General features: G+C 58.5%; 21 protein-coding genes. 14 read left to right on the forward strand and 7 right to left on the reverse strand.

The genetic code is table 11. The features are described from left to right. Window positions 1-17: 17 nt before the first annotated feature. From ruvC to ruvB, 3 genes are all read left to right on the forward strand, one after another. Window positions 18-539: a crossover junction endodeoxyribonuclease RuvC gene (gene ruvC / locus AB8W27_RS08180; RefSeq protein ID WP_007698955.1), complete on the forward strand. Its 522-nt coding sequence runs from the start codon at window positions 18-20 to the stop codon at window positions 537-539. A 144-nt stretch (window positions 540-683) separates the two neighbouring features. Then, window positions 684-1,295 (forward strand): Holliday junction branch migration protein RuvA, encoded by a 612-nt coding sequence (ruvA, locus tag AB8W27_RS08185; RefSeq protein WP_007762398.1) that lies wholly within the window; start codon window positions 684-686, stop codon window positions 1,293-1,295. Window positions 1,296-1,303: 8 nt separating this feature from the next. Then, window positions 1,304-2,314 (forward strand): Holliday junction branch migration DNA helicase RuvB, encoded by a 1,011-nt coding sequence (ruvB, locus tag AB8W27_RS08190; protein ID WP_007762395.1) that lies wholly within the window; start codon window positions 1,304-1,306, stop codon window positions 2,312-2,314. 84 nt (window positions 2,315-2,398) lie between these two features. On the opposite strand, the gene znuB is transcribed toward ruvB, so the two are convergent. Both znuB and znuC read right to left on the reverse strand, forming a co-directional pair. Next, on the reverse strand, window positions 2,399-3,184 hold the full coding sequence (znuB, locus tag AB8W27_RS08195; protein WP_015741613.1) for a zinc ABC transporter permease subunit ZnuB: 786 nt from the start codon (window positions 3,182-3,184) through the stop codon (window positions 2,399-2,401). Continuing rightward, the gene (znuC, locus tag AB8W27_RS08200; RefSeq protein WP_041923672.1) at window positions 3,181-3,936 is read right to left on the reverse strand and encodes a zinc ABC transporter ATP-binding protein ZnuC; all 756 of its coding nucleotides are present in this window, start codon (window positions 3,934-3,936) and stop codon (window positions 3,181-3,183) included. The genes znuB and znuC overlap by 4 nt, the downstream gene beginning before the upstream one ends. A 78-nt stretch (window positions 3,937-4,014) precedes the next feature. On the opposite strand from znuC, the gene znuA reads away from it, so the two are divergent. The 3 genes from znuA to lpxM all read left to right on the forward strand — a co-directional run bounded on the left by znuA (window position 4,015) and on the right by lpxM (window position 7,400). Continuing rightward, entirely contained in the window at window positions 4,015-4,959 is a 945-nt protein-coding gene (gene znuA / locus AB8W27_RS08205) for a zinc ABC transporter substrate-binding protein ZnuA (RefSeq protein WP_041923671.1), read from the forward strand. A gap of 15 nt (window positions 4,960-4,974) precedes the next feature. Next, a complete protein-coding gene (gene mepM, locus AB8W27_RS08210; RefSeq protein WP_007762384.1) occupies window positions 4,975-6,306 on the forward strand; it encodes a murein DD-endopeptidase MepM in 1,332 nt (443 codons plus the stop codon). Window positions 6,307-6,431: 125 nt separating this feature from the next. Then, a complete protein-coding gene (gene lpxM, locus AB8W27_RS08215) occupies window positions 6,432-7,400 on the forward strand; it encodes a lauroyl-Kdo(2)-lipid IV(A) myristoyltransferase (RefSeq protein WP_041923670.1) in 969 nt (322 codons plus the stop codon). 66 nt (window positions 7,401-7,466) lie between these two features. Here lpxM and pyk read toward each other — a convergent pair whose 3' ends face one another. Together pyk and AB8W27_RS08225 are read right to left on the reverse strand one after the other, a co-directional pair. After that, window positions 7,467-8,909: a pyruvate kinase gene (gene pyk, locus AB8W27_RS08220; RefSeq protein ID WP_015741609.1), complete on the reverse strand. Its 1,443-nt coding sequence runs from the start codon at window positions 8,907-8,909 to the stop codon at window positions 7,467-7,469. Between the two features lie 129 nt (window positions 8,910-9,038). Beyond that, window positions 9,039-9,905, reverse strand: coding sequence for a MurR/RpiR family transcriptional regulator (locus AB8W27_RS08225; protein ID WP_015741608.1), 867 nt, complete (start codon window positions 9,903-9,905; stop codon window positions 9,039-9,041). A gap of 353 nt (window positions 9,906-10,258) precedes the next feature. Between AB8W27_RS08225 and zwf the strand changes: the two genes are divergently transcribed. From zwf to AB8W27_RS08240, 3 genes are all read left to right on the forward strand, one after another. Continuing rightward, window positions 10,259-11,734: a glucose-6-phosphate dehydrogenase gene (zwf, locus tag AB8W27_RS08230; RefSeq protein ID WP_007762369.1), complete on the forward strand. Its 1,476-nt coding sequence runs from the start codon at window positions 10,259-10,261 to the stop codon at window positions 11,732-11,734. Between the two features lie 233 nt (window positions 11,735-11,967). Then, a complete protein-coding gene (gene edd, locus AB8W27_RS08235; RefSeq protein ID WP_015741606.1) occupies window positions 11,968-13,779 on the forward strand; it encodes a phosphogluconate dehydratase in 1,812 nt (603 codons plus the stop codon). A 57-nt stretch (window positions 13,780-13,836) separates the two neighbouring features. Continuing rightward, the gene (locus tag AB8W27_RS08240) at window positions 13,837-14,475 is read left to right on the forward strand and encodes a bifunctional 4-hydroxy-2-oxoglutarate aldolase/2-dehydro-3-deoxy-phosphogluconate aldolase (protein WP_007762363.1); all 639 of its coding nucleotides are present in this window, start codon (window positions 13,837-13,839) and stop codon (window positions 14,473-14,475) included. A 54-nt stretch (window positions 14,476-14,529) separates the two neighbouring features. On the opposite strand, the gene purT is transcribed toward AB8W27_RS08240, so the two are convergent. Continuing rightward, window positions 14,530-15,708 (reverse strand): formate-dependent phosphoribosylglycinamide formyltransferase, encoded by a 1,179-nt coding sequence (gene purT, locus AB8W27_RS08245; protein ID WP_041923669.1) that lies wholly within the window; start codon window positions 15,706-15,708, stop codon window positions 14,530-14,532. Between the two features lie 132 nt (window positions 15,709-15,840). Between purT and AB8W27_RS08250 the strand changes: the two genes are divergently transcribed. The 4 genes from AB8W27_RS08250 to ptrB all read left to right on the forward strand — a co-directional run bounded on the left by AB8W27_RS08250 (window position 15,841) and on the right by ptrB (window position 19,761). Beyond that, window positions 15,841-16,191, forward strand: a complete 351-nt coding sequence (locus tag AB8W27_RS08250) for a YebG family protein (protein WP_041923668.1) — start codon at window positions 15,841-15,843, stop codon at window positions 16,189-16,191. A 274-nt stretch (window positions 16,192-16,465) separates the two neighbouring features. Further along, entirely contained in the window at window positions 16,466-16,813 is a 348-nt protein-coding gene (yebF, locus tag AB8W27_RS08255) for a protein YebF (protein ID WP_007762360.1), read from the forward strand. 114 nt (window positions 16,814-16,927) lie between these two features. After that, window positions 16,928-17,608 (forward strand): tellurite resistance TerB family protein, encoded by a 681-nt coding sequence (locus tag AB8W27_RS08260; protein ID WP_041923667.1) that lies wholly within the window; start codon window positions 16,928-16,930, stop codon window positions 17,606-17,608. A gap of 89 nt (window positions 17,609-17,697) precedes the next feature. Further along, window positions 17,698-19,761, forward strand: a complete 2,064-nt coding sequence (gene ptrB / locus AB8W27_RS08265) for an oligopeptidase B (RefSeq protein ID WP_041923666.1) — start codon at window positions 17,698-17,700, stop codon at window positions 19,759-19,761. On the opposite strand, the gene exoX is transcribed toward ptrB, so the two are convergent. Together exoX and AB8W27_RS08275 are read right to left on the reverse strand one after the other, a co-directional pair. Further along, a complete protein-coding gene (gene exoX, locus AB8W27_RS08270; protein WP_007762355.1) occupies window positions 19,758-20,420 on the reverse strand; it encodes an exodeoxyribonuclease X in 663 nt (220 codons plus the stop codon). The genes ptrB and exoX overlap by 4 nt on opposite strands. A gap of 71 nt (window positions 20,421-20,491) precedes the next feature. Next, entirely contained in the window at window positions 20,492-20,722 is a 231-nt protein-coding gene (locus AB8W27_RS08275; protein WP_007698883.1) for a DNA polymerase III subunit theta, read from the reverse strand. Window positions 20,723-20,868: 146 nt separating this feature from the next. Between AB8W27_RS08275 and yobA the strand changes: the two genes are divergently transcribed. Continuing rightward, entirely contained in the window at window positions 20,869-21,243 is a 375-nt protein-coding gene (gene yobA, locus AB8W27_RS08280) for a CopC domain-containing protein YobA (RefSeq protein ID WP_015741601.1), read from the forward strand. Window positions 21,244-21,247: the final 4 nt, after the last annotated feature.

Here is a 21,247-nt window from a genome sequence, read left to right on the forward strand (position 1 = left end):
TCTCCAGGAGACGCGCAATGAGCATTATTCTGGGCATCGACCCGGGGTCGCGCGTCACCGGTTACGGCGTTATCCGCCAGACCGGGCGCCAGCTGACCTATCTCGGCAGCGGCTGTATCCGCACCAGCGTCACGGATTTGCCTTCTCGTCTGAAGCTTATTTACGCGGGCGTCAGCGAAATCATCACCCAGTTCCACCCCGACTATTTCGCTATCGAACAGGTCTTTATGGCGAAAAACGCCGATTCGGCGCTCAAGCTTGGGCAGGCGCGCGGCGCGGCGATTGTCGCGGCGGTGAACCAGGATCTGCCGGTGTTTGAATATGCGGCGCGTCAGGTGAAGCAAACGGTGGTGGGCATCGGCAGCGCGGAAAAAAGCCAGGTGCAGCATATGGTGCGCACGCTGCTGAAACTCTCCGCTAACCCGCAGGCGGATGCGGCGGATGCGCTCGCCATCGCCATTACCCATTGCCACGTCAGCCAGAACGCGATGCAGGTCAGCGAATCGCGCCTGAATCTGGCGCGCGGGCGTTTGCGCTAACGGTAACCGGCGTTACCGTTCCTTTGCGAGACGACTCGCAACTGTCACATCCCTTACCGGCGCCGCGATTTCTTGACTGGATATCTGTCCAGCTTTTTTTATATTATAGCCAGCAACTTTATAAGCCCTACGCAGGAGCGCAACGTGATAGGCAGACTCAGAGGCATCGTACTGGAAAAACAGCCCCCGCTGGTGTTACTGGAGGCGGGCGGCGTCGGTTATGAAATCCATATGCCGATGACCTGCTTCTATGAATTGCCGGAAACCGGCAAAGAAGCGGTGGTCTTCACCCATTTTGTGGTGCGTGAAGACGCGCATTTACTGTTCGGCTTTAATAACAAACAAGAGCGCACGCTGTTTCGCGAACTGATCAAAGTGAACGGCGTCGGGCCGAAACTGGCGCTGGCTATTCTCTCCGGCATGTCCGCCCAGCAGTTCGTTAACGCGGTTGAGCGCGAAGAGCCAGCCGCGCTGGTGAAACTGCCGGGCATCGGCAAGAAAACCGCCGAACGTCTGGTGGTGGAGATGAAAGACCGCTTCAAGGGTCTGCATGGCGATCTTTTCACGCCAGCGGCGGATCTGGTACTGACGTCGCCTGCCAGCCCTGCGGTGGATGATGCCGAGGCGGAAGCCGTTGCCGCGCTGGTGTCGCTGGGTTATAAACCTCAGGAAGCCAGTCGTATGGTCAGTAAAGTCGCCCAGCCGGATGCGAGCAGCGAAACGCTGATTCGCGAAGCGCTGCGCGCGGCATTGTGAGGTAGAGGATGATTGAAGCAGACCGCCTGGTGGCGCCGGGCAGCATCGTGGCGGAAGAGGTGGCCGATCGCGCCATGCGCCCCAAATTACTCGACGAGTACATCGGCCAGCCGCAGGTGCGTTCCCAGATGGAGATTTTTATCCAGGCGGCGAAGCTGCGCGGCGATGCGCTCGATCATCTGCTGATTTTCGGCCCGCCGGGGCTTGGGAAAACCACGCTTGCGAATATCGTCGCCAACGAAATGGGCGTTAATCTGCGCACCACCTCCGGGCCGGTACTGGAAAAGGCGGGCGATCTGGCGGCAATGCTCACCAACCTTGAGCCACACGACGTCCTGTTTATCGATGAAATCCATCGCCTCTCGCCCGTTGTGGAAGAGGTGCTCTATCCGGCGATGGAAGATTACCAGCTCGATATCATGATTGGCGAAGGCCCGGCGGCGCGCTCGATCAAAATCGATTTGCCGCCGTTTACCCTGATTGGCGCCACGACCCGCGCCGGGTCGCTCACTTCGCCGCTGCGTGACCGCTTCGGCATCGTGCAGCGTCTGGAGTTCTATCAGGTCGCCGATTTGCAACACATCGTCAGCCGAAGCGCGCGCCATATGGGGCTTGAGATGAATGACGAGGCGTCCTTCGAAGTGGCGAAACGCTCGCGCGGCACGCCGCGTATCGCCAACCGCCTGCTGCGGCGCGTGCGCGATTTCGCCGAGGTGCGTCACGATGGCGTTATCAACCAGCATGTGGCATCTCTGGCGCTGGATATGCTTAATGTCGATGCCGAAGGCTTTGACTATATGGACCGCAAACTGCTGCTGGCGGTGATCGATAAATTCTTCGGCGGCCCGGTCGGGCTGGACAACCTGGCGGCGGCCATCGGCGAAGAGCGTGAAACTATCGAAGATGTGCTGGAGCCGTTCCTCATCCAGCAGGGTTTTTTGCAGCGCACGCCGCGCGGAAGAATGGCGACGACCCGCGCCTGGAACCACTTCGGCATTACGCCGCCGCAGATGCCGTGACATCACTGTTGAGAGTGAAAGCCATGCATAAAAAAAGCGCCCTCAGGGCGCTTTTTTGTTAACAAGCTCACCGGGCGGCCCGCGTCAGGCAGGCGGGCGCTTCGTCATGCTGAGAATAAACAGCAGCGCCGCGCACAGGACTACCGACGGCCCGGCGGGCGTGTCGTAGAACGCGGAGAATGTCAGGCCGCCGGTCACCGCCACCATGCCAAGCACGACGGCAATGCCTGCCATCTGCTCCGGCGTGCGGGCAAAACGACGTGCCGTGGCCGCCGGGATAATCAGCAGCGACGTAATAATCAGCGCGCCGACAAATTTCATTGCCACGCCAATCGTCAGGGCCGTCACCATCATCAGCAAAATTTTAACGCGCTGTAAGGGCACGCCATCCACAAACGCCAGATCCGGGCTGATGGTCATGGAGAGCAAATTGCGCCACTGCCAGCACAGCACGCCGAGGACAACCGCGACGCCGAGCCCCACGGAGATCAGATCGGCAGGCGTCACCGCCAGCAGATCGCCAAACAGATAGGCCATTAAATCAACACGGATATTGCCCATCAGGCTCACCACTACCAGACCCAGCGACAGCGCGCTGTGCGCCATAATGCCAAGCAGCGTGTCGATCGCCAGATGCGGGCGCTTCTCAAGCCACACCAGCCCGCCCGCCAGCATCAGCGTGACGACAATCACCGCATAAAACGGATTGACATCAAACAGCAGCCCGAACGCCACGCCGAGGAGCGAAGCGTGCGCCAGCGTATCGCCAAAATAAGACATCCGGCGCCAGACCACGAATGAGCCCAGCGGGCCTGCGGCGCAGGCCAGCAGCATACCGGCCATCCAGCCGGGAAGCAGAAGTTCAATCATAACGAGCCATTTCCCTTGCGCAGAATAATCCGTCCCTGCAAATCGTGACGGTGGTTATGTTCGTGACGATAAATCCCCAGTTGCTCTGCGCCGCGCGGGCCAAACATAGAGATAAATTCGGGGTGAGTGGAGATAACTTCCGGCGCGCCGGAGCAGCAAATGTGATGGTTCAGACACAGCACTTCGTCGGTCTTGGCCATCACCAGATGCAAGTCGTGCGACACCATCAGCACGCCGCAGTTGAGTTCATTACGTAACTGGTTGATTAAATCATACAGCGCCACCTGGCCGTTGACATCCACGCCCTGGGTCGGTTCGTCGAGCACCAGCAGTTGCGGTTGGTTGAGCAGGGCGCGCGCCAGCAGCACGCGCTGGGTTTCGCCGCCCGAGAGTTTCTGCATCGGGGCGTCGATGAGGTGCCCGGCCTGGACGCGCTTGAGCGCAGGCAGGATATCCGCTTTGCGGGTGCCGGGGCGCAGACGTAAAAAACGACTGACCGTGAGCGGCAGGGTGGCGTCGAGGTGCAACTTTTGCGGCACGTAGCCGATGCGCAACTGGGGTTCACGCTTGATAACCCCTTCATCGGGTGCTACCAGCCCAAGAACCACTTTTACCAGCGTCGATTTTCCGGCGCCGTTGGGGCCCAGCAATGTCAGGATGCGGCCACCCGTCAGTGTTAAAGAAATGTCAGATAAAACGCGGCGTTGCCCGAAGGAGACGCTAACATTCTGAAGCGATACAAGATTAGTCATGGCAATTTAGTGATTGCAGAAGTTTTCGAATGTTATAATATCACACTTCCAACATTCATAACGATGATAAGTCGCATTATGTTACATAAAAATACGCTTCTTTGCGCTGCACTCAGTGCAGCAATCCTGGGTGGCGCAGCCACCAGCGCTCAGGCCGCCGTGGTCGCTTCGCTTAAGCCGGTAGGCTTTATCGCCGCGGCTATCGCCGATGGCGTGACTCCCACCGAAGTTCTCCTGCCAGACGGCGCGTCAGAGCATGACTATGCGCTGCGCCCTTCCGATGTTAAACGCTTACAGAAAGCGGATTTAGTGGTCTGGATCGGTCCTGACATGGAAGCCTTTATGGATAAATCCGTGAAGGCGCTACCCGCACAAAAAAATCTGGCGCTGGCTGAGCTCGCTTCTGTGAAACCGCTGCTGATGAAAGGCGTTGATGATGACGATGACGAGCATGAAGATCACGCTCATCATGGCGCAGAAAGTGACGAACATCACCATCATGGCGATTATAACATGCACATCTGGCTGTCGCCGGAAATCGCCCGGGCGTCGGCGGTTGCAATCCACGAAAAATTAGTGGAACTTATGCCGCAAAGCAAAGCCAAACTGGACGCCAACCTCCAGCGCTTCGAGGCCGAACTGGCCCGAACAGACAAACAGGTGGCGAACGAGCTGGCACCGCTGAAAGGGAAAGGATACTTCGTTTTTCATGACGCTTATGGCTATTACGAAAAACATTACGGCCTGACATCGCTCGGCCATTTTACCGTGAATCCCGAAATCCAGCCTGGTGCGCAGCGTTTACATGAAATAAGAACACAGTTGGTTGAGCAAAAAGCAGAATGCGTTTTTGCTGAGCCACAGTTCAGGCCAGCGGTGATTGAAGCCGTTGCCAGGGGCACGAAAGTTCGAATGGGAACGCTCGACCCGCTGGGAACGTCTGTCAGCCTGGGTAAGGACAGCTACATGCAGTTCCTGACTCAGTTATCTAACCAATATGCCAGCTGCCTGAAAGGAGATTAACGAGGAAGTGGATACGTGCAACAGATAGCCCGCTCTGTCGCCCTGGCATTTAACAACCTGCCACGACCCCATCGCGTTATGCTGGGGTCTCTTACAGTTCTCACACTCGCGGTCGCCGTCTGGCGGCCGTACATTTACCACCCCGAATCTGAATCGGCGCCTGTCGTTAAAACCATCGAGCTGCGTAAGAGCGAGATCCGCTCTCTGCTGCCGGAGGCGAGCGAGCCTATCGATCAGGCAGCACCAGAAGATGACGAAGCTATTCCGCAGGATGAACTTGACGATAAAACCGCCGGCGAAGCCGGGGTGCATGAATATGTAGTCTCCACCGGCGATACCTTAAGCAGCGTGCTTAACCAGTACGGTATCGACATGGGGGATATCAGCCAGCTCGCGTCGGTCGATAAAGACCTGCGTAACCTTAAAATCGGCCAGCAAATCTCCTGGACGCTTACCGACAGCGGCGAGTTACAGCGCCTGACCTGGGAGATGTCGCGCCGCGAAACCCGCACCTATGACCGCACGCCTGCCGGCGGCTTTAAAATGAGCAGCGAAGTGCAGCAGGGCGACTGGGTCAATAACGTCATGAAAGGCACCGTCGGCGGCAGCTTTGTCGCCAGCGCTAAAGAGGCGGGGCTCACCAGCGCGGAGATCAGCGCGGTTATCAAAGCGATGCAGTGGCAGATGGACTTCCGCAAGCTGAAAAAGGGCGACGAGTTCTCGGTGCTGATGTCGCGTGAAATGCTCGACGGCAAGCGCGAACAGAGCCAGCTGCTCGGCGTGCGTCTGCGTTCGTCCGGTAAAGATTACTATGCGATCCGCGCGGAAGACGGCAAATTCTATGACCGCAACGGCTCCGGCCTTGCCAAAGGCTTTATGCGCTTCCCGACGTCGCGTCAGTTCCGCGTCTCCTCTAACTTCAACCCGCGCCGTCTGAATCCGGTGACCGGGCGTGTCGCGCCGCATAAAGGCGTCGATTTCGCGATGCCGCAAGGTACGCCGGTACTGGCCGTGGGCGATGGCGAGGTGGTCATGGCGAAGCGTAGCGGGGCGGCGGGGTATTATGTCGCTATCCGTCATGGCCGCACCTATACCACACGCTATATGCACCTGAAGAAGCTGCTGGTGAAACCGGGCCAGAAAGTGAAACGCGGCGATCGCATCGCGCTTTCCGGCAACACCGGCCGCTCTACCGGCCCGCACCTGCACTATGAAATGTGGATCAACCAGCAGGCCGTTAACCCGCTGACCGCCAAACTGCCGCGCTCTGAAGGGCTTACCGGTTCGGATCGCAGCGATTACCTGGCGCAGGTTAAACAAGTGGTGCCGCAACTGACGCTTGATTAAAAGCGCGGCAATTAACAGCCGGTGCCTTCGCGCGCCGGCTTTTTATTTTGTCTGACGGCCTTCGCGCCGCTAAACTCCTTCATTATTTTCTCTTTTGATTACCCGGCTCTGGCCTGAGAACCGTCATGGACCCAACAAAAACAAAAAGTGAATACATACCCACCTTTGAGCGTGCGTTCCTGCATCCGCGCTACTGGGGCTCCTGGCTTGGGATTGGCGCCTGCGCGGCGCTGGCTCTGACGCCGCCGTCTTTTCGCGATCCGCTGCTCGGTAAAGTCGGGCGGCTGGCAGGGAAGTTTGGCAAGAGCGCCCGCCGTCGCGCGCGCATCAACCTGTTTTATTGCTTCCCGGCGCTCTCCGAGGCGCAGCGTGAAGCGATTATCGACAATATGTTCGCCACGGCGCCGCAGTCGATGGTCTTCATGGCCGAGCTGGCGCTGCGCGGCCCGGAAAAAGTGCTCAGCCGCGTCGACTGGCACGGCGAAGCCATTCTCAACGAGATGCTGGAAAGCAAAGAGAGTGTGATCCTGCTCGTCCCGCACGGCTGGGGCGTGGATATTCCGGCGATGCTGCTGGCCTCGCGCGGCGTACACGTGGCGGCGATGTTCCATCATCAGGGCAACCGGCTGCTGGATTATGTCTGGAATAAAGTCCGCCTGCGTTTTGGCGGTCGTCTGCATGCCCGCCAGGACGGCATTAAGCCGTTTATCAAATCGGTACGCGACGGCTTCTGGGGCTACTACCTGCCGGATGAAGACCACGGACCGGAGCAGAGCGAATTTGTCGATTTCTTCGCGACCTACAAAGCGACGCTGCCTGCGGTGGGCCGCCTGATGAAAGTCTGCCGCGCGCGCGTGATCCCGCTTTTCCCGGTCTATAACGGCACAACGCACCGTCTGGACGTGCTGGTGCGCCCGCCGATGGATGACCTGATGGATGCCGATGACGTGACGCTGGCGCGCCGCATGAACGAAGAGGTGGAGCATTTTGTCGGCCCGCATCCGGAGCAGTACGCCTGGATCCTCAAGCTTCTGAAAACGCGCAAAGAGGGCGAGATTGAGCCGTACCGCCGCAAAGATCTCTATCCGAAATAAAAAAGCCGCTCAGAGCGAGCGGCTTATGCATTACGAAAAGGGGCGCAGGCCCCTTTTTTATGAGGTTTACTCGACGGTCAGCACGCGCGTGGTGTTGGTGCTGCCGGTGGTGCCCATCATATCGCCCTGGGTAACGATAACCAGATCGCCGGTCACCAGATAGCCTTTGTCACGCAGCAGATTAACGGCATCCTGCGCCGCCGCCACGCCGTCGTTGGCGCTGTCGAAATAGACCGGCGTCACGCCGCGATAGAGCGCGGTGAGGTTCAGGGTGCGCTCATGGCGGGACATAGCGAAAATCGGCAGACCGGAGCTGATACGGGACGTCATCAGCGCCGTACGGCCCGATTCGGTCATGGTGATAATCGCGCTCACGCCTTTCAGGTGGTTGGCGGCGTACATGGCCGACATCGCAATCGCTTCTTCGACGTTATCAAATTCAACGTCCAGACGGTGTTTGGACACGTTGATGCTTGGGATTTTCTCCGCGCCGAGACAGACGCGCGCCATGGCTGAAACGGTTTCTGCCGGGTACTGGCCCGCGGCGGTTTCAGCTGACAGCATGACGGCGTCGGTGCCGTCCAGCACGGCGTTCGCCACGTCCATCACTTCCGCACGGGTCGGCATCGGGTTGGTGATCATCGATTCCATCATCTGTGTCGCGGTAATGACGGCACGATTCAGCTTACGGGCACGACGAATGAGGGTTTTCTGGATGCCGACCAGCTCCGGGTCGCCGATTTCAACGCCCAGATCGCCGCGCGCGACCATCACCACGTCAGACGCCAGAATGATGTCATCCATCGCTTCATTGCTGCACACCGCTTCGGCGCGCTCGACTTTGGCACAAATTTTGGCGTCGCAGCCTGCATCGCGCGCCAGGCGGCGGGCATAGTTCAGATCTTCGCCGCAACGCGGGAAGGAGACGGCCAGATAATCCACGCCGATTTTCGCCGCGGTGATAATGTCCGCTTTGTCTTTTTCAGTCAGCGCCTCAGCGGAAAGACCGCCGCCCAGCTTGTTAATGCCCTTGTTATTCGACAGCGGGCCGCCCACGGTGACTTCGGTAAAGACTTGCATGCCCTGAACATCCAGCACTTTCAGCTGCACACGGCCATCATCCAGCAGCAGGATGTCGCCAGGCACCACGTCCGCCGGCAGGCCTTTGTAGTCGATACCGACTTTTTCTTTATCGCCTTCGCCTTTGCCGAGGTTGGCGTCGAGCAGGAATTTATCGCCAATATTGAGGAAAACTTTGCCTTCTTTAAAGGTGGAGACGCGAATTTTCGGTCCCTGAAGGTCGCCAAGAATAGCGACGTGGCGTCCCAGTTTGGCCGCGATCTCGCGGACTTTATCAGCGCGAAGCTGATGATCTTCCGGCGTCCCGTGCGAGAAGTTCATACGTACTACGTTCGCGCCGGCGGCGATAATTTTTTCCAGGTTATTATCGCGGTCGGTAGCCGGGCCTAACGTGGTAACGATTTTGGTTCTGCGAAGCCGTCTGGACATGTATTACTCCGTTGACTGAAACAACTTTGGTGTTGCGTGAACATAAATTCGGCGCGGTGGCCTGTTTCGAATAGAGACACAAACCATAACCGAATGGCTTTATAAGTTACAACTTTGTTATAGAAATGCTTACTGGTCGTCAGAAATCAGTAAGCTCTTATCAAAACGCGATTCCTTGAGCGCTTCTTTGACCCGCTTCAAGTTATCCCGGAATTTTGCCCCGCGGCGCAGCGTAAACCCGGTCGCCAGCACATCAATCACCGTCAGTTGCGCAAGCCGCGATACCATCGGCATATAGATGTCGGTATCTTCCGGCACGTCCAGCAGCAGGGCGAGGCTCGCTTCGCGGGCGAGTGGTGAACCGCGCGAGGTGATCGCCAGCACCAGCGCATCGTTGTCACGGGCGAGTCGCGCCAGCTCCACCAGGCTTTTGGTGCGCCCGGTGTGCGAAATCAGCACCACGACGTCATCGGGGCCGCCGTTCATGCAGCTCATGCGCTGTACTACGATATCGTCGGAATAGACGACAGGGACGTTGAAGCGAAAGAATTTATTCATGGCGTCATGCGCCACGGCCGCGGAAGAGCCCAGCCCGAAAAACGCGATTTTCTTCGCCTGGGTGAGCATATCCACGGCCCGGTTCACCGTCGCCATATCAAGCGACTGGCGCACGTGATCGAGGCTCGCCATCGCCGATTCGAAAATTTTGGTGGTATAGGCTTCGACGCTGTCATCTTCATCGACGTTGCGATTCACATACGGCGTGCCGTTGGCGAGGCTCTGGGCGAGATGTAGTTTGAAATCGGGAAAGCCTTTGGTCTCAAGGCTCCGGCAGAAGCGGTTGACGGTCGGCTCGCTGACGCCCGCCTCGCTTGCCAGCGTCGCGATACTCGAATGAATGGCCTGTGAAGGCGATTCCAGTATCACTTCGGCGACTTTGCGTTCAGATTTACTCAGATGTTCCAGTTGCGACTGGATCTTTTCCAGCATGTTCATTGCTAACATGAGACCCGCAGAAAGAGTCATTTCACACGATTGGGAAACGACGATTAGTTTTATCAAGAATATACTCCTGATAGTACAGGTGCGGGCTGGCGTCTAAAGACAATGTTGTTGTTTTTTTTCATAACATGATCGCTGTCTGATTTTGTTATGGCGGCGATGCCGTAAAAAGCGCCAGCCGGGCGCGACGGCCCAATTTCTCAGCGATCACCGCGGCGCGTGGCGCTTTAGTGACCGACGCCGGACGCTTAGGAGTATCCTGAAAGTCTTAAAAGCAGTAGAGTGCAGTGTAAGAAAATTACAATGATGACCTGTCCCGACAGGTATTCCGAAACGAGGAGAAAGACATGGCGGTAACGCAAACAGCGCAGGCGTGCGACTTAGTGATTTTCGGCGCCAAAGGCGATCTGGCGCGCCGAAAACTGTTGCCTTCCCTGTATCAGCTGGAAAAAGCGGGCCAAATCCATCCGGATACCCGCATTCTGGGGGTAGGCCGCGCGGACTGGGATAAAGAAGCCTATACCAAAGTCGTCCGTGAAGCGCTTGAAACCTTCATGAAAGAGAAAATCGACGAAGCCCTGTGGGATACCCTCAGCGGCCGTCTCGATTTCTGTAATCTGGACGTCAATGACACCGCCGCGTTTACTCGTCTCGGCAAAATGCTGGATCAGAAAAACCGCGTCACCATTAACTATTTCGCGATGCCGCCAAGCACGTTCGGCGCGATCTGCGAAGGTCTCGGCGCGGCGAAGCTTAACGCCAAACCGGCGCGCGTGGTCATGGAAAAACCGCTCGGCACCTCGCTTGAAACCTCCCGCGAGATCAACGATCAGGTGGGTAAATTCTTCGAAGAGTGCCAGGTCTACCGTATCGACCATTACCTCGGTAAAGAGACGGTGCTGAACCTGCTGGCGCTGCGTTTTGCGAACTCGCTGTTCGTCAATAACTGGGACAACCGCACTATCGATCACGTGGAAATCACCGTGGCCGAAGAAGTGGGCATCGAAGGCCGCTGGGGCTATTTCGATCAGGCGGGCCAGATGCGCGACATGATCCAGAACCACCTGCTGCAAATTCTCTGCATGATTGCGATGTCGCCGCCATCTGATCTGACCGCCGACAGCATTCGCGACGAAAAAGTGAAAGTACTGCGCTCGCTGCGCCGTATCGACCGCTCCAACGTGCGTGAGAAAACCGTGCGCGGCCAGTACACCGCGGGTTTTGCCCAGGGCAAAAAAGTGCCGGGCTACCTGGAAGAAGAGGGCGCCAACAAGACCAGCCATACGGAAACCTTTGTGGCTATCCGCGTCGACATCGACAACTGGCGCTGGGCTGGCGTGCCGTTCTACCTGCGTACCGGTAAGCGTCTGCCGACCAAATGCTCTGAAGTCGTGGTCTATTTCAAAACGCCGGAGCTGAATCTGTTTAAAGATTCCTGGCAGGATCTGCCGCAGAACAAGCTGACTATCCGTCTGCAGCCGGACGAAGGCGTGGATATCCAGGTGCTGAACAAAGTGCCGGGACTGGATCACAAGCACAACCTGCAAATCACCAAACTCGATCTGAGCTATTCCGAAACCTTCAATGAAAGCCATCTGGCCGATGCCTACGAGCGTCTGCTGCTGGAAACCATGCGCGGCATCCAGGCGCTGTTCGTGCGTCGTGATGAAGTGGAAGAGGCCTGGAAGTGGGTCGATTCCATCACCGAAGCCTGGGCGGCGGACAACGATGCGCCGAAACCGTATCAGGCCGGCACCTGGGGCCCTGTCGCCTCGGTAGCGATGATCACACGCGATGGCCGCTCCTGGAACGAATTCGAATAATCGACCATCGCGGAAGCGTGTTACTTTACCGGTAACATGATCCGGAACAGTGGTTGTGTAAAAAATTCTGTTTTAAAGCCCCGACTGGATTCACCAGCGGGGCTTTTTTCATTACACTGGCTGAAGCGATTTTGCTCTTGCGAGGCGCGGCTGGCGCGTATACGTGACAACTCCGGTATGTTGCGCAACGTCTGGAAAGGCGGCCTCAGGCAGAAAACCAGAGAGGACTTTTTATGCATCCTGAATTGTTACGGGTAACAAAACGTATTACCGAACGCTCCCGCGCCACGCGTGACGCTTACCTGGCCCGCATCGAAGAGGCGAAAAGCCAGACCGTGCATCGCGCCAGCCTCGCCTGCGGCAATCTGGCCCACGGCTTCGCCGCCTGCCAGCCGGATGACAAAGCGGCGCTGAAAAGTATGCTGCGTAACAATATCGGCATCATTACTTCCTATAACGACATGCTCTCCGCGCACCAGCCTTACGAAAACTATCCGCAGCAGATCCGCGAGGCGCTGCACAGCGTCGGCGCGGTGGCGCAGGTCGCAGGCGGCGTGCCCGCCATGTGCGACGGCGTGACGCAGGGGCAGGACGGTATGGAACTGTCGCTGCTGAGCCGCGAAGTGATAGCTATGTCGGCGGCGGTGGGGCTGTCGCACAACATGTTTGACGGCGCGCTCTACCTCGGCGTGTGCGACAAAATCGTGCCGGGGCTGGCGATGGCGGCGCTCTCTTTCGGGCATCTGCCCGCCGTATTTATCCCGTCCGGCCCGATGTCGAGCGGCCTGCCGAACAAAGAAAAAGTACGCATTCGCCAGCTCTACGCCGAAGGCAAAGTGGATCGCGCGGCGCTGCTGGAATCCGAAGCCGCGTCTTATCACGAGCCCGGCACCTGCACCTTCTACGGCACCGCCAATACCAACCAGATGGTCATTGAATTTATGGGGATGCAACTGCCAGGCTCCTCGTTTGTTCACCCGGACGCGCCGCTGCGCCACGCGCTGACCGCCGCCGCCGCGCGTCAGGTCACGCGCCTTACCGGCAACGGCAACGACTGGATGCCGCTTGGCAAACTGGTGGATGAAAAAGTAGTGGTGAACGGCATCGTGGCGCTGCTCGCCACCGGCGGCTCCACCAACCACACCATGCATCTGGTGGCGATGGCGCGTGCAGCGGGCATCATCATTAACTGGGATGATTTCTCCGCGATCTCCGACATTGTGCCGCTGCTGGCGCGCCTCTACCCGAACGGTCCGGCGGATATCAACCACTTCCAGGCTGCGGGCGGCGTACCGGTGCTGATGCGCGAGCTGCTGAAAGGCGGGTTGCTGCATGAAGATGTCAACACGGTGGCGGGCTTTGGTCTTGCGCGCTATACCCAGGAGCCGTGGCTCGACAACGGCGAACTTGCCTGGCGCGACGGGGCGCCAGCCTCGCTGGATAACGCCACTATCGCGACCCTCGACACCCCGTTCTCGAAGCATGGCGGCACCAAAGTGCTGAGCGGCAACCTTGGCCGCGCGGTGATGAAAACGTCTGCCGTGCCGGTGGAAAACCAGGTCGTCGAAGCGCCCGCCGTGGTGTTCGAAAGCCAGCACGACGTCTTGCCTGCCTTTGAGGCCGGGCTGCTGGACCGCGATTGCGTCGTGGTGGTGCGCCATCAGGGGCCAAAAGCGAACGGGATGCCAGAATTACATAAACTTATGCCGCCGCTTGGTGTATTATTGGACCGCTGTTTCAAAATTGCATTGGTCACGGATGGTCGCCTCTCCGGCGCGTCGGGGAAAGTGCCTTCGGCCATCCACGTGACGCCCGAAGCTTACGACGGCGGGCTGCTCGCGAAAGTGCGCGACGGCGATATCATCCGCGTCAACGGACAGACCGGCGAACTGACGCTGCTGGTGGATGAAGACGAACTGGCGCGGCGTGAGCCTTACCACCCGAATCTCAGCGCCCAGCGCGTGGGAACGGGGCGCGAGCTGTTCGGTGCGCTGCGTGAAAAACTGTCCGGGGCGGAGCAGGGCGCGACCTGCATCGACTTTTAACTATCAGGTGCGCAGGCGCGCGCCACACTCTTTAAAAATGGCGGGAGAGATCCACAGATGAAAAACTGGAAAACGAGTGCCGAACAGATCCTGAAAAGCGGTCCGGTCGTGCCGGTGATTGTGATTAACAAGCTGGAGCACGCGGTCCCGATGGCGAAGGCGTTGCTGGCAGGCGGCGTGCGCGTGCTGGAAGTGACCCTGCGCACCGCATGTGCGATGGACGCTATCCGCGCTATCGCCAAAGAAGTGCCGGACGCCATCATCGGCGCGGGCACCGTGCTGAACGCGCAGCAGCTCAAAGAGGTGACTGAGGCTGGCGCGCAGTTCGCCATCAGCCCGGGCCTCACCGAGCCGCTGCTGAAAGCCGCGACCGAAGGCACCATCCCGCTGATCCCTGGCATCAGCACCGTTTCCGAACTGATGCTGGGCATGGATTACGGCCTGAAAGAGTTTAAATTCTTCCCGGCGGAAGCCAACGGCGGCACCAAAGCGCTGCAGGCTATCGCAGGCCCGTTCTCCCAGGTGCGTTTCTGCCCGACGGGCGGCATTTCGCCTGCCAACTACCGTGACTATCTGGCGCTAAAAAGCGTGCTGTGCATCGGCGGCTCCTGGCTGGTGCCGGCGGATGCGATGGAAGCGGGCGACTGGGATCGCATTACGAAACTTGCCCGCGAAGCGGTGGAAGGCGCGCAGTAACTTTTTACGCGACCTGAAATGCAGCGCGCCGCCTTCACGGGCGGCGCGTTTTTTTTAGCCTTTTACGATCACGGCGGCGGCGGAGGCCTTCGCGCGCGCGATGGCGTCATCAACCGTCTCGCCGGTGGCGAGCGCCACGCCCAGACGGCGTGAACCGTCGATTTCCGGCTTGCCGAAGAGGCGCAGTTGCAGACCGGCGCCCAATGCCCCGGAGAGCTCGCCAAACTTCACGTCATCACTTTTCAGCGTCGGCAGGATCACCGCCGAGGCGGCCGGGCCGTACTGGCGAATACCGCCGACCGGCAGACCGAGAAACGCGCGCACGTGCAGCGCGAACTCTGAGAGATCCTGAGAGATAAGCGTCACCATCCCGGTATCGTGCGGCCGTGGCGATACTTCACTGAATATCACCTCGTCGCCGCAGACAAACAGCTCGACGCCGAACAGGCCGTAACCGCCGAGCGCCTGCACCACCTTCTGCGCAATCTCCTGGGCGCGCGCCAGCGCCGCCTCGCTCATCTGTTGGGGCTGCCAGGATTCGCGGTAATCGCCGTCTTCCTGGCGATGACCGATAGGCGCGCAGAAATGCACGCCGTCCACGGCGCTGATGGTGAGTAGCGTGATTTCAAAATCAAACTGCACTACGCCTTCGACGATGACTTTCCCCGCGCCGGCGCGTCCGCCCTGCTGCGCATACTGCCAGGCACCGTCCAGCGCATCGCTGCTACGAACAACGCTCTGGCCCTTGCCGGAGGAACTCATGACCGGTTTGACGATGCACGGCAGGCCGATTTCCGCCACCGCCTCGCGAAATTCCGCTTCGTTTTCGGCGAAGCGATAAGTTGAGGTCGGCAGGCCAAGCTCTTCGGCGGCGAGGCGACGGATGCCTTCACGGTTCATGGTCAGACGGGCGGCGCGGGCGCCAGGCACCACGCGCTGGCCCTGCTGTTCAAGCTCAACGAGCGCGTCGGTGGCGATAGCTTCGATTTCCGGCACGATAAAGTCCGGCATCTCCTGCGCTACCAGTTTTTTCAGCGCTGCGCCGTCGAGCATATTGATAACGTGACTGCGGTGCGCCACCTGCATGGCGGGCGCATCGGCGTAGCGATCAACGGCGATCACCTCAATGCCCAGACGCTGGCATTCAAGCGCCACTTCTTTTCCGAGTTCTCCTGAGCCAAGCAGCATCACGCGGGTTGCTGACGGGCGCAGTGCGGTACCTAACATAGCCATAGCGGTATTCCTGCTGTGTGAAATTCTGGCGGCAGTATATACGAAAACGTTTGCTTTGCGCATCGCAGACGGTTTGCATTTCGGTTCGCGCAGGTTTATACTGTATATAAATACAGTAACGGGAGTTGCATCATGGCGGTAGAAATTAAATACGTCGTTATCCGTGAGGGTGTGGAAAAAATGTCATTTGCCAGTAAGAAGGAAGCCGACGCCTGGGACAAAATGCTGGACTTAGCCGAAGCCCTGGAAGGCTGGCTGGGACAGGCGCCTGTCGGTTTCGCGGAAGGTCAGGTCGAGCAGCTGGCGCTGTGGATGGCCGAGCAGAAAGACAACCTCAGCACTATCGTGCGCACCGGTCGTCTGCCGCAGGAAACCAGCGAGCACACTGACGGCGCGGCAGAAGCTGCCCCGGAAGCGTCGGCTGAAGGTGAAGAGGGCGCTGTCGCGCTGCACAGCGCGCGTAAACGCACCAAAGCGGCCTGATCGTCTTCTCCCTGTGCCGCTGGCGGCATTATAGCGCCAGCGGCGCGGTTTCTCGCGCGTCGGGTTCTTGCGGCTGATCTTTCGCGTTTGCTCAACGTGAGTACCATTTTCACGTTAGCGGGTGTTTTGGGTGGGACTACGGTTACATAGTCCGCTGTCCGCTGCCTACTCTCACGTTCCCCCCTCAGTTTTACCCCCTCATTTTGTAGGGTTCCCTTGCGCTTCGCTGTTTTTGTACCAGACTTTTTTCATCACCCGTCTTCGGAGAAGCACGATGAAAAAAATCGCAGGAGCCCTGATTTCTTTTGCATTACTCACCGCCGCAAGCGCTGCGCACGCGGATGACCCGCGCCAGGTGCATTTCCCGAAATGCGAAGGCATGACGGCGGAAGGTATCGCGGCGAGCGTCAAGCGCGACTATCTGCAAAACCGTATTGTGAAATGGGCTGACGATCAGAAAACGCTGGGGCAGGCCGATCCGGTCGCCTGGATCAACAGCAAAGAGATCGTGGGCAAAAACGATAAATGGAAAGTGCCGCTGACCGTGCGCGGTAAAAACACCGATATTCACTACCAGGTGATGGTCGACTGCGCCGCGGGCCAGGCGCACTATCAGCACTGATCCTCTGCGGCCCTTACCGGGGCCGCGTCTTTTCCCTTCCTTGCGGTTCCCCGACACATCTTGACGTCCGCTCGCTTACGCTTGGGTTATCACTCATCAGCGCAGAGGAACATAATGAGCAACTGGTTAACACAGCTTCAGTCAATGCTGGGGCAAAGCGGCGCAGCTGCATCCGGTAAGTCCGGCATTCAGGATGCATTGCGCTCCAAAGGACTCAGTAATCTGATCACCCCCGGCGCGCTCGGCGGTCTCGCGGGCTTATTGGTGGCCAGCAAATCATCGCGCAAACTGCTCGCGAAATATGGCGGCGGCGCATTGCTGGTGGGCGGCGGTGCCGTTGCCGGGACGGTGCTGTGGAACAAATACAAAGACAGAATTCGCGCCGCGCATCAGGATGAGCCGCAGTACGGCCAGCAGCACACGCCGCTGGATCGCCGCGCAGAGCGTCTTGTGCTGGCGCTGGTGTTCGCCGCTAAAAGCGACGGGCACATTGATGACAGCGAGCGCGCAGCCATTGAACGTCAGCTGCGTGAAGCCGGTATTGAAGCGCAGGGGCGCGTACTGGTGGAGCAGGCGATTAATCAGCCGCTCGATCCGATGCGTCTTGCCGCCGACGTGAAAAACGAAGAAGAGGCGCTGGAGCTTTACTTCCTGAGCTGTGCGGCAATCGATATCGACCACTTCATGGAGCGCAGCTATCTGCAGGCGCTCGGCGACGCTCTGAAAATCCCGCAGGACGTGCGTGACGAGATTGAACGCGACATCCAGCAGGAGAAAAAAGCGCTGCCGGGATAAGCAGATAATGCCATAAACAGGCATGTTTCGCTTGCAACGCGCGTGGGTTTTGCCACCCTTACAGTGTGTTAAACAAAAAGAACAGCGACATGCCACCGAAAGCGAAACAGATCCCCTACGCCATTACACAGCATGGCGACACCCGCATCGACAACTACTACTGGCTGCGGGACGACACGCGCGCGCAGCCGGACGTGCTGGATTACCTGCATCAGGAAAACGACTACGGGCGACGCGTGATGTCCACGCAAAGCGCGCTGGAAGAGCGGTTGCTCTCTGAAATGGTCAGCCGTATTCCGCCGCGTGACGTCTCGGCGCCTTACGTCAAAAACGGCTATCGCTACCGGCAGATTTACGAAACCGGCTGCGAATACGCGATTTATCAGCGTCAGTCGGTGATACACAGCGAGTGGGAAGAGTGGGACGTTCTGCTGGATGGCAATAAGCGCGCCGCCCGCAGCGAATTTTATACGCTCGGCGGTATGGATATCGCGCCGGATAACACCGTGATGGCGGTGGCGGAAGATTTTCTTTCGCGCCGACAGTATGGGCTGCGCTTTCGTAATCTGGACACCGGGCAGTGGTACCCGGAGGTGCTGGAAAATGTTTCGGCGAGCTTTGTCTGGGCCAACGACTCGCGCACGCTCTATTACGTGCGTAAACATCCGGTAACGCTGCTGCCGTACCAGATCTGGCGTCATACCCTCGATACCGCCGCCGATCAGGATGAACTGGTCTATGAAGAGAAAGACGAGACGTTTTACGTCAGCCTCTATAAAACTACGTCGCAGAATTTCATTCTGATTTTCCTCGGCAGCGCCACCACGACAGAGGTGTTGCTGGTGAACGCCGATCTCCCGGACGCGCCGCCGCTAAGCTTCCTGCCGCGTCGTAAAGATCACGAATACAGCGTCGATCACTTCCAGCATATGTTTTACATCCGTTCTAACCGCGCCGGGAAAAACTTCGGGCTGTACCGCAGCCGCGTGCGCGATGAAGCTCGCTGGGAAGAGATAATCCCGGCGCGCGAGCACGTGATGCTGGAGGGCTTTACGCTGTTTGCCGACTGGCTGGTCGTGGAAGAGCGCCAGCGCGGCCTCACCAGCCTGCGGCAAATCAACCGCAAAACGCATGAATCAACAGGCATTGCCTTTGACGATCCGGCGTATGTCACCTGGGTTGCCTATAACCCGGAGCCGGAAACCTGCAAGCTGCGTTATGGTTACTCATCGATGACCATGCCGGACACGCTCTTTGAGCTGAACATGGAAACCGGCGAGCGCCGCGTACTGAAACAGACCGAAGTGGCGGGGTTTGACGCCGCCAACTACCAGAGCGAACACCTCTGGATCACCGCGCGCGACGGCGTCGAGGTGCCAGTGTCGCTCGTCTGGCACAAAGGCCATTTCCGGGAAGGGAAAAACCCGCTGCTGGTCTACGGCTACGGCTCTTACGGCACTTGTATCGACGCCGATTTCAGCGCCAGCCGGTTGAGCCTGCTGGATCGCGGCTTCGTCTACGCTATCGCCCATGTGCGCGGCGGCGGCGAGCTCGGCCAGCAGTGGTATGAAGAAGGGAAATTCCTGAAGAAGAAAAATACCTTTAACGACTACCTGGACGTGTGCGACGCGCTGCTGGCGCAGCGCTATGGCGACCCGGATTATCTCTTCGGCATGGGCGGTAGCGCGGGCGGTATGCTGATGGGCACGGCGATTAACGAGCGCCCGACGCTGTTTCGCGGCGTGATTGCGCAGGTGCCGTTTGTGGATGTCGTCACCACTATGCTCGACGAATCCATTCCGCTTACCACCGGTGAATTTGAAGAGTGGGGCAATCCGGCGGATAAGGAATATTACTTCTACATGAAGAGTTACAGCCCTTATGACTGCGTGAGCGCGCAGCGCTATCCGCATCTGCTGGTGACGACCGGCCTGCATGATTCGCAGGTGCAGTACTGGGAGCCGGCAAAATGGGTGGCGAAGCTGCGCGAACTGAAAACCGATGACAATCTGCTGCTGCTGTGTACCGATATGGATTCCGGGCACGGCGGGAAATCGGGGCGATTTAAATCTTACGAGGGCGTGGCGATGGAGTACGCGTTTCTGATTGGGCTGGCCCAGGGCACGCTGCCGCCGGACCCGCTCGCGGATTAATCGTTATCGAGGTAGTGCTTTAACGTCAGACGCAAATCCGGGTTAAGCTGTTTGACGTTATTCAGCATCCAGCGCAGATACCCTGGATCGCGCCCGGCGATGTCGGCCACCGGCTCGCCGCGGTATTTGCCAAACGGCAGCGTGGCGATAAGCTGCGGACGCCCGGTAATATTGACCATCTCTTCCGGCGTCCAGCCGGAGACTTTCATGATCTCCAGCAGCAGCGCCGCCGTAATGTAGCAGTCAAACAGCGCGCGGTGATGATGCAGGCCCGCAGGCGTTTCAACCTGTAGCTTGAGGGATTTATACAGCCCCATATTGCTGTAGCGAATGCCTGGCCACAGGCGGCGCGCCAGCTTGACGGTGCATATCCATTCGCCCGGCATTTCGGGCAGGACTTTACGATCAAAGCTGGCGTTATGCGCCACATACCACGGGCTGCCGTGGTAACGCGGGATAACGTCTTCGATATACGGCTTATCCGCGACCATCGCCTCGGTAATCTTATGTATCGCCATCGCCTGATGGCTGATAGGGCGGTCCGGGCGCACCAGATCGCTCATCGGGTTGACTATCGCGCCGTCGATGATGTCCACCGACGCCACTTCGACAACGCCGCCCTGCAGTCCGCAGGTTTCGGTATCAATAATCCGTAGCATATGCGCTCCGCCGGAAGGGAAAACAGACGCCCGCCGTCATCAGTGATGACCGCGGGCGAGGCAGAAAGCCGTTATTTCATTTTAGGTTCGTAGGGCAGGCGGGAGAGATTCACCGACGCCAGGCGATGCGCGATAAGACGCTCGCGAAACCAGTCGCGCAAATGCTCAGGCTGTTCGCGCTCTACGGCTTCGGCGATGACCGGCATATTGTAGCGCTCTTTAAACGCCACGCCGGAAGCCGCCAGATCGACGTTCACTTTATCCATCTCTTCCTGCGGAAGTAGGGCAAGGTTCTGGTTCATGGTGTGCTCCTCTTAATCGCCGTGAAGGTACTGCGCCGCGCGCCGGATGACAAGCCTTATGTGGCGGGATGTGCCTTCCCGGCTCGACTTGCCATTGACGCGAGGGTATTCTTGCGACTGATTTATAATAAAAAGGAATGAATAATATGGCACCTTTTGCCGCACGTTTTTGCCGTGCGCTGGCGCTTGTCGCCGCCGTCATGACCACGCCCGCCGTACTGGCGCATGCGCACCTTAAAACGCAACAGCCCGCCGCCAACGCGACGGTTGACGCATCGCCCGAGGCGCTGACCTTAACCTTTTCCGAAGGCATCGAGCCTGCGTTCAGCGGCGTGACGCTGACAGGCCCGGATGGCAAAAAAACGGATACCGGCGCGGTCAAACGCGCGCCGAATGATGATAAACAGCTGGTAGCGCCGCTTGCCGCGCCGCTCGCGAGCGGCGAGTACCAGGTGCAGTGGCACGTGGTGTCGGTGGACGGTCATAAAACCAAAGGCAGCTACCGGTTTAGCGTGAAGTAACGTC

It is taken from the genome of Cronobacter turicensis, from assembly GCF_041222865.1.
In the GTDB taxonomy this organism is placed as follows: domain Bacteria; phylum Pseudomonadota; class Gammaproteobacteria; order Enterobacterales; family Enterobacteriaceae; genus Cronobacter; species Cronobacter turicensis.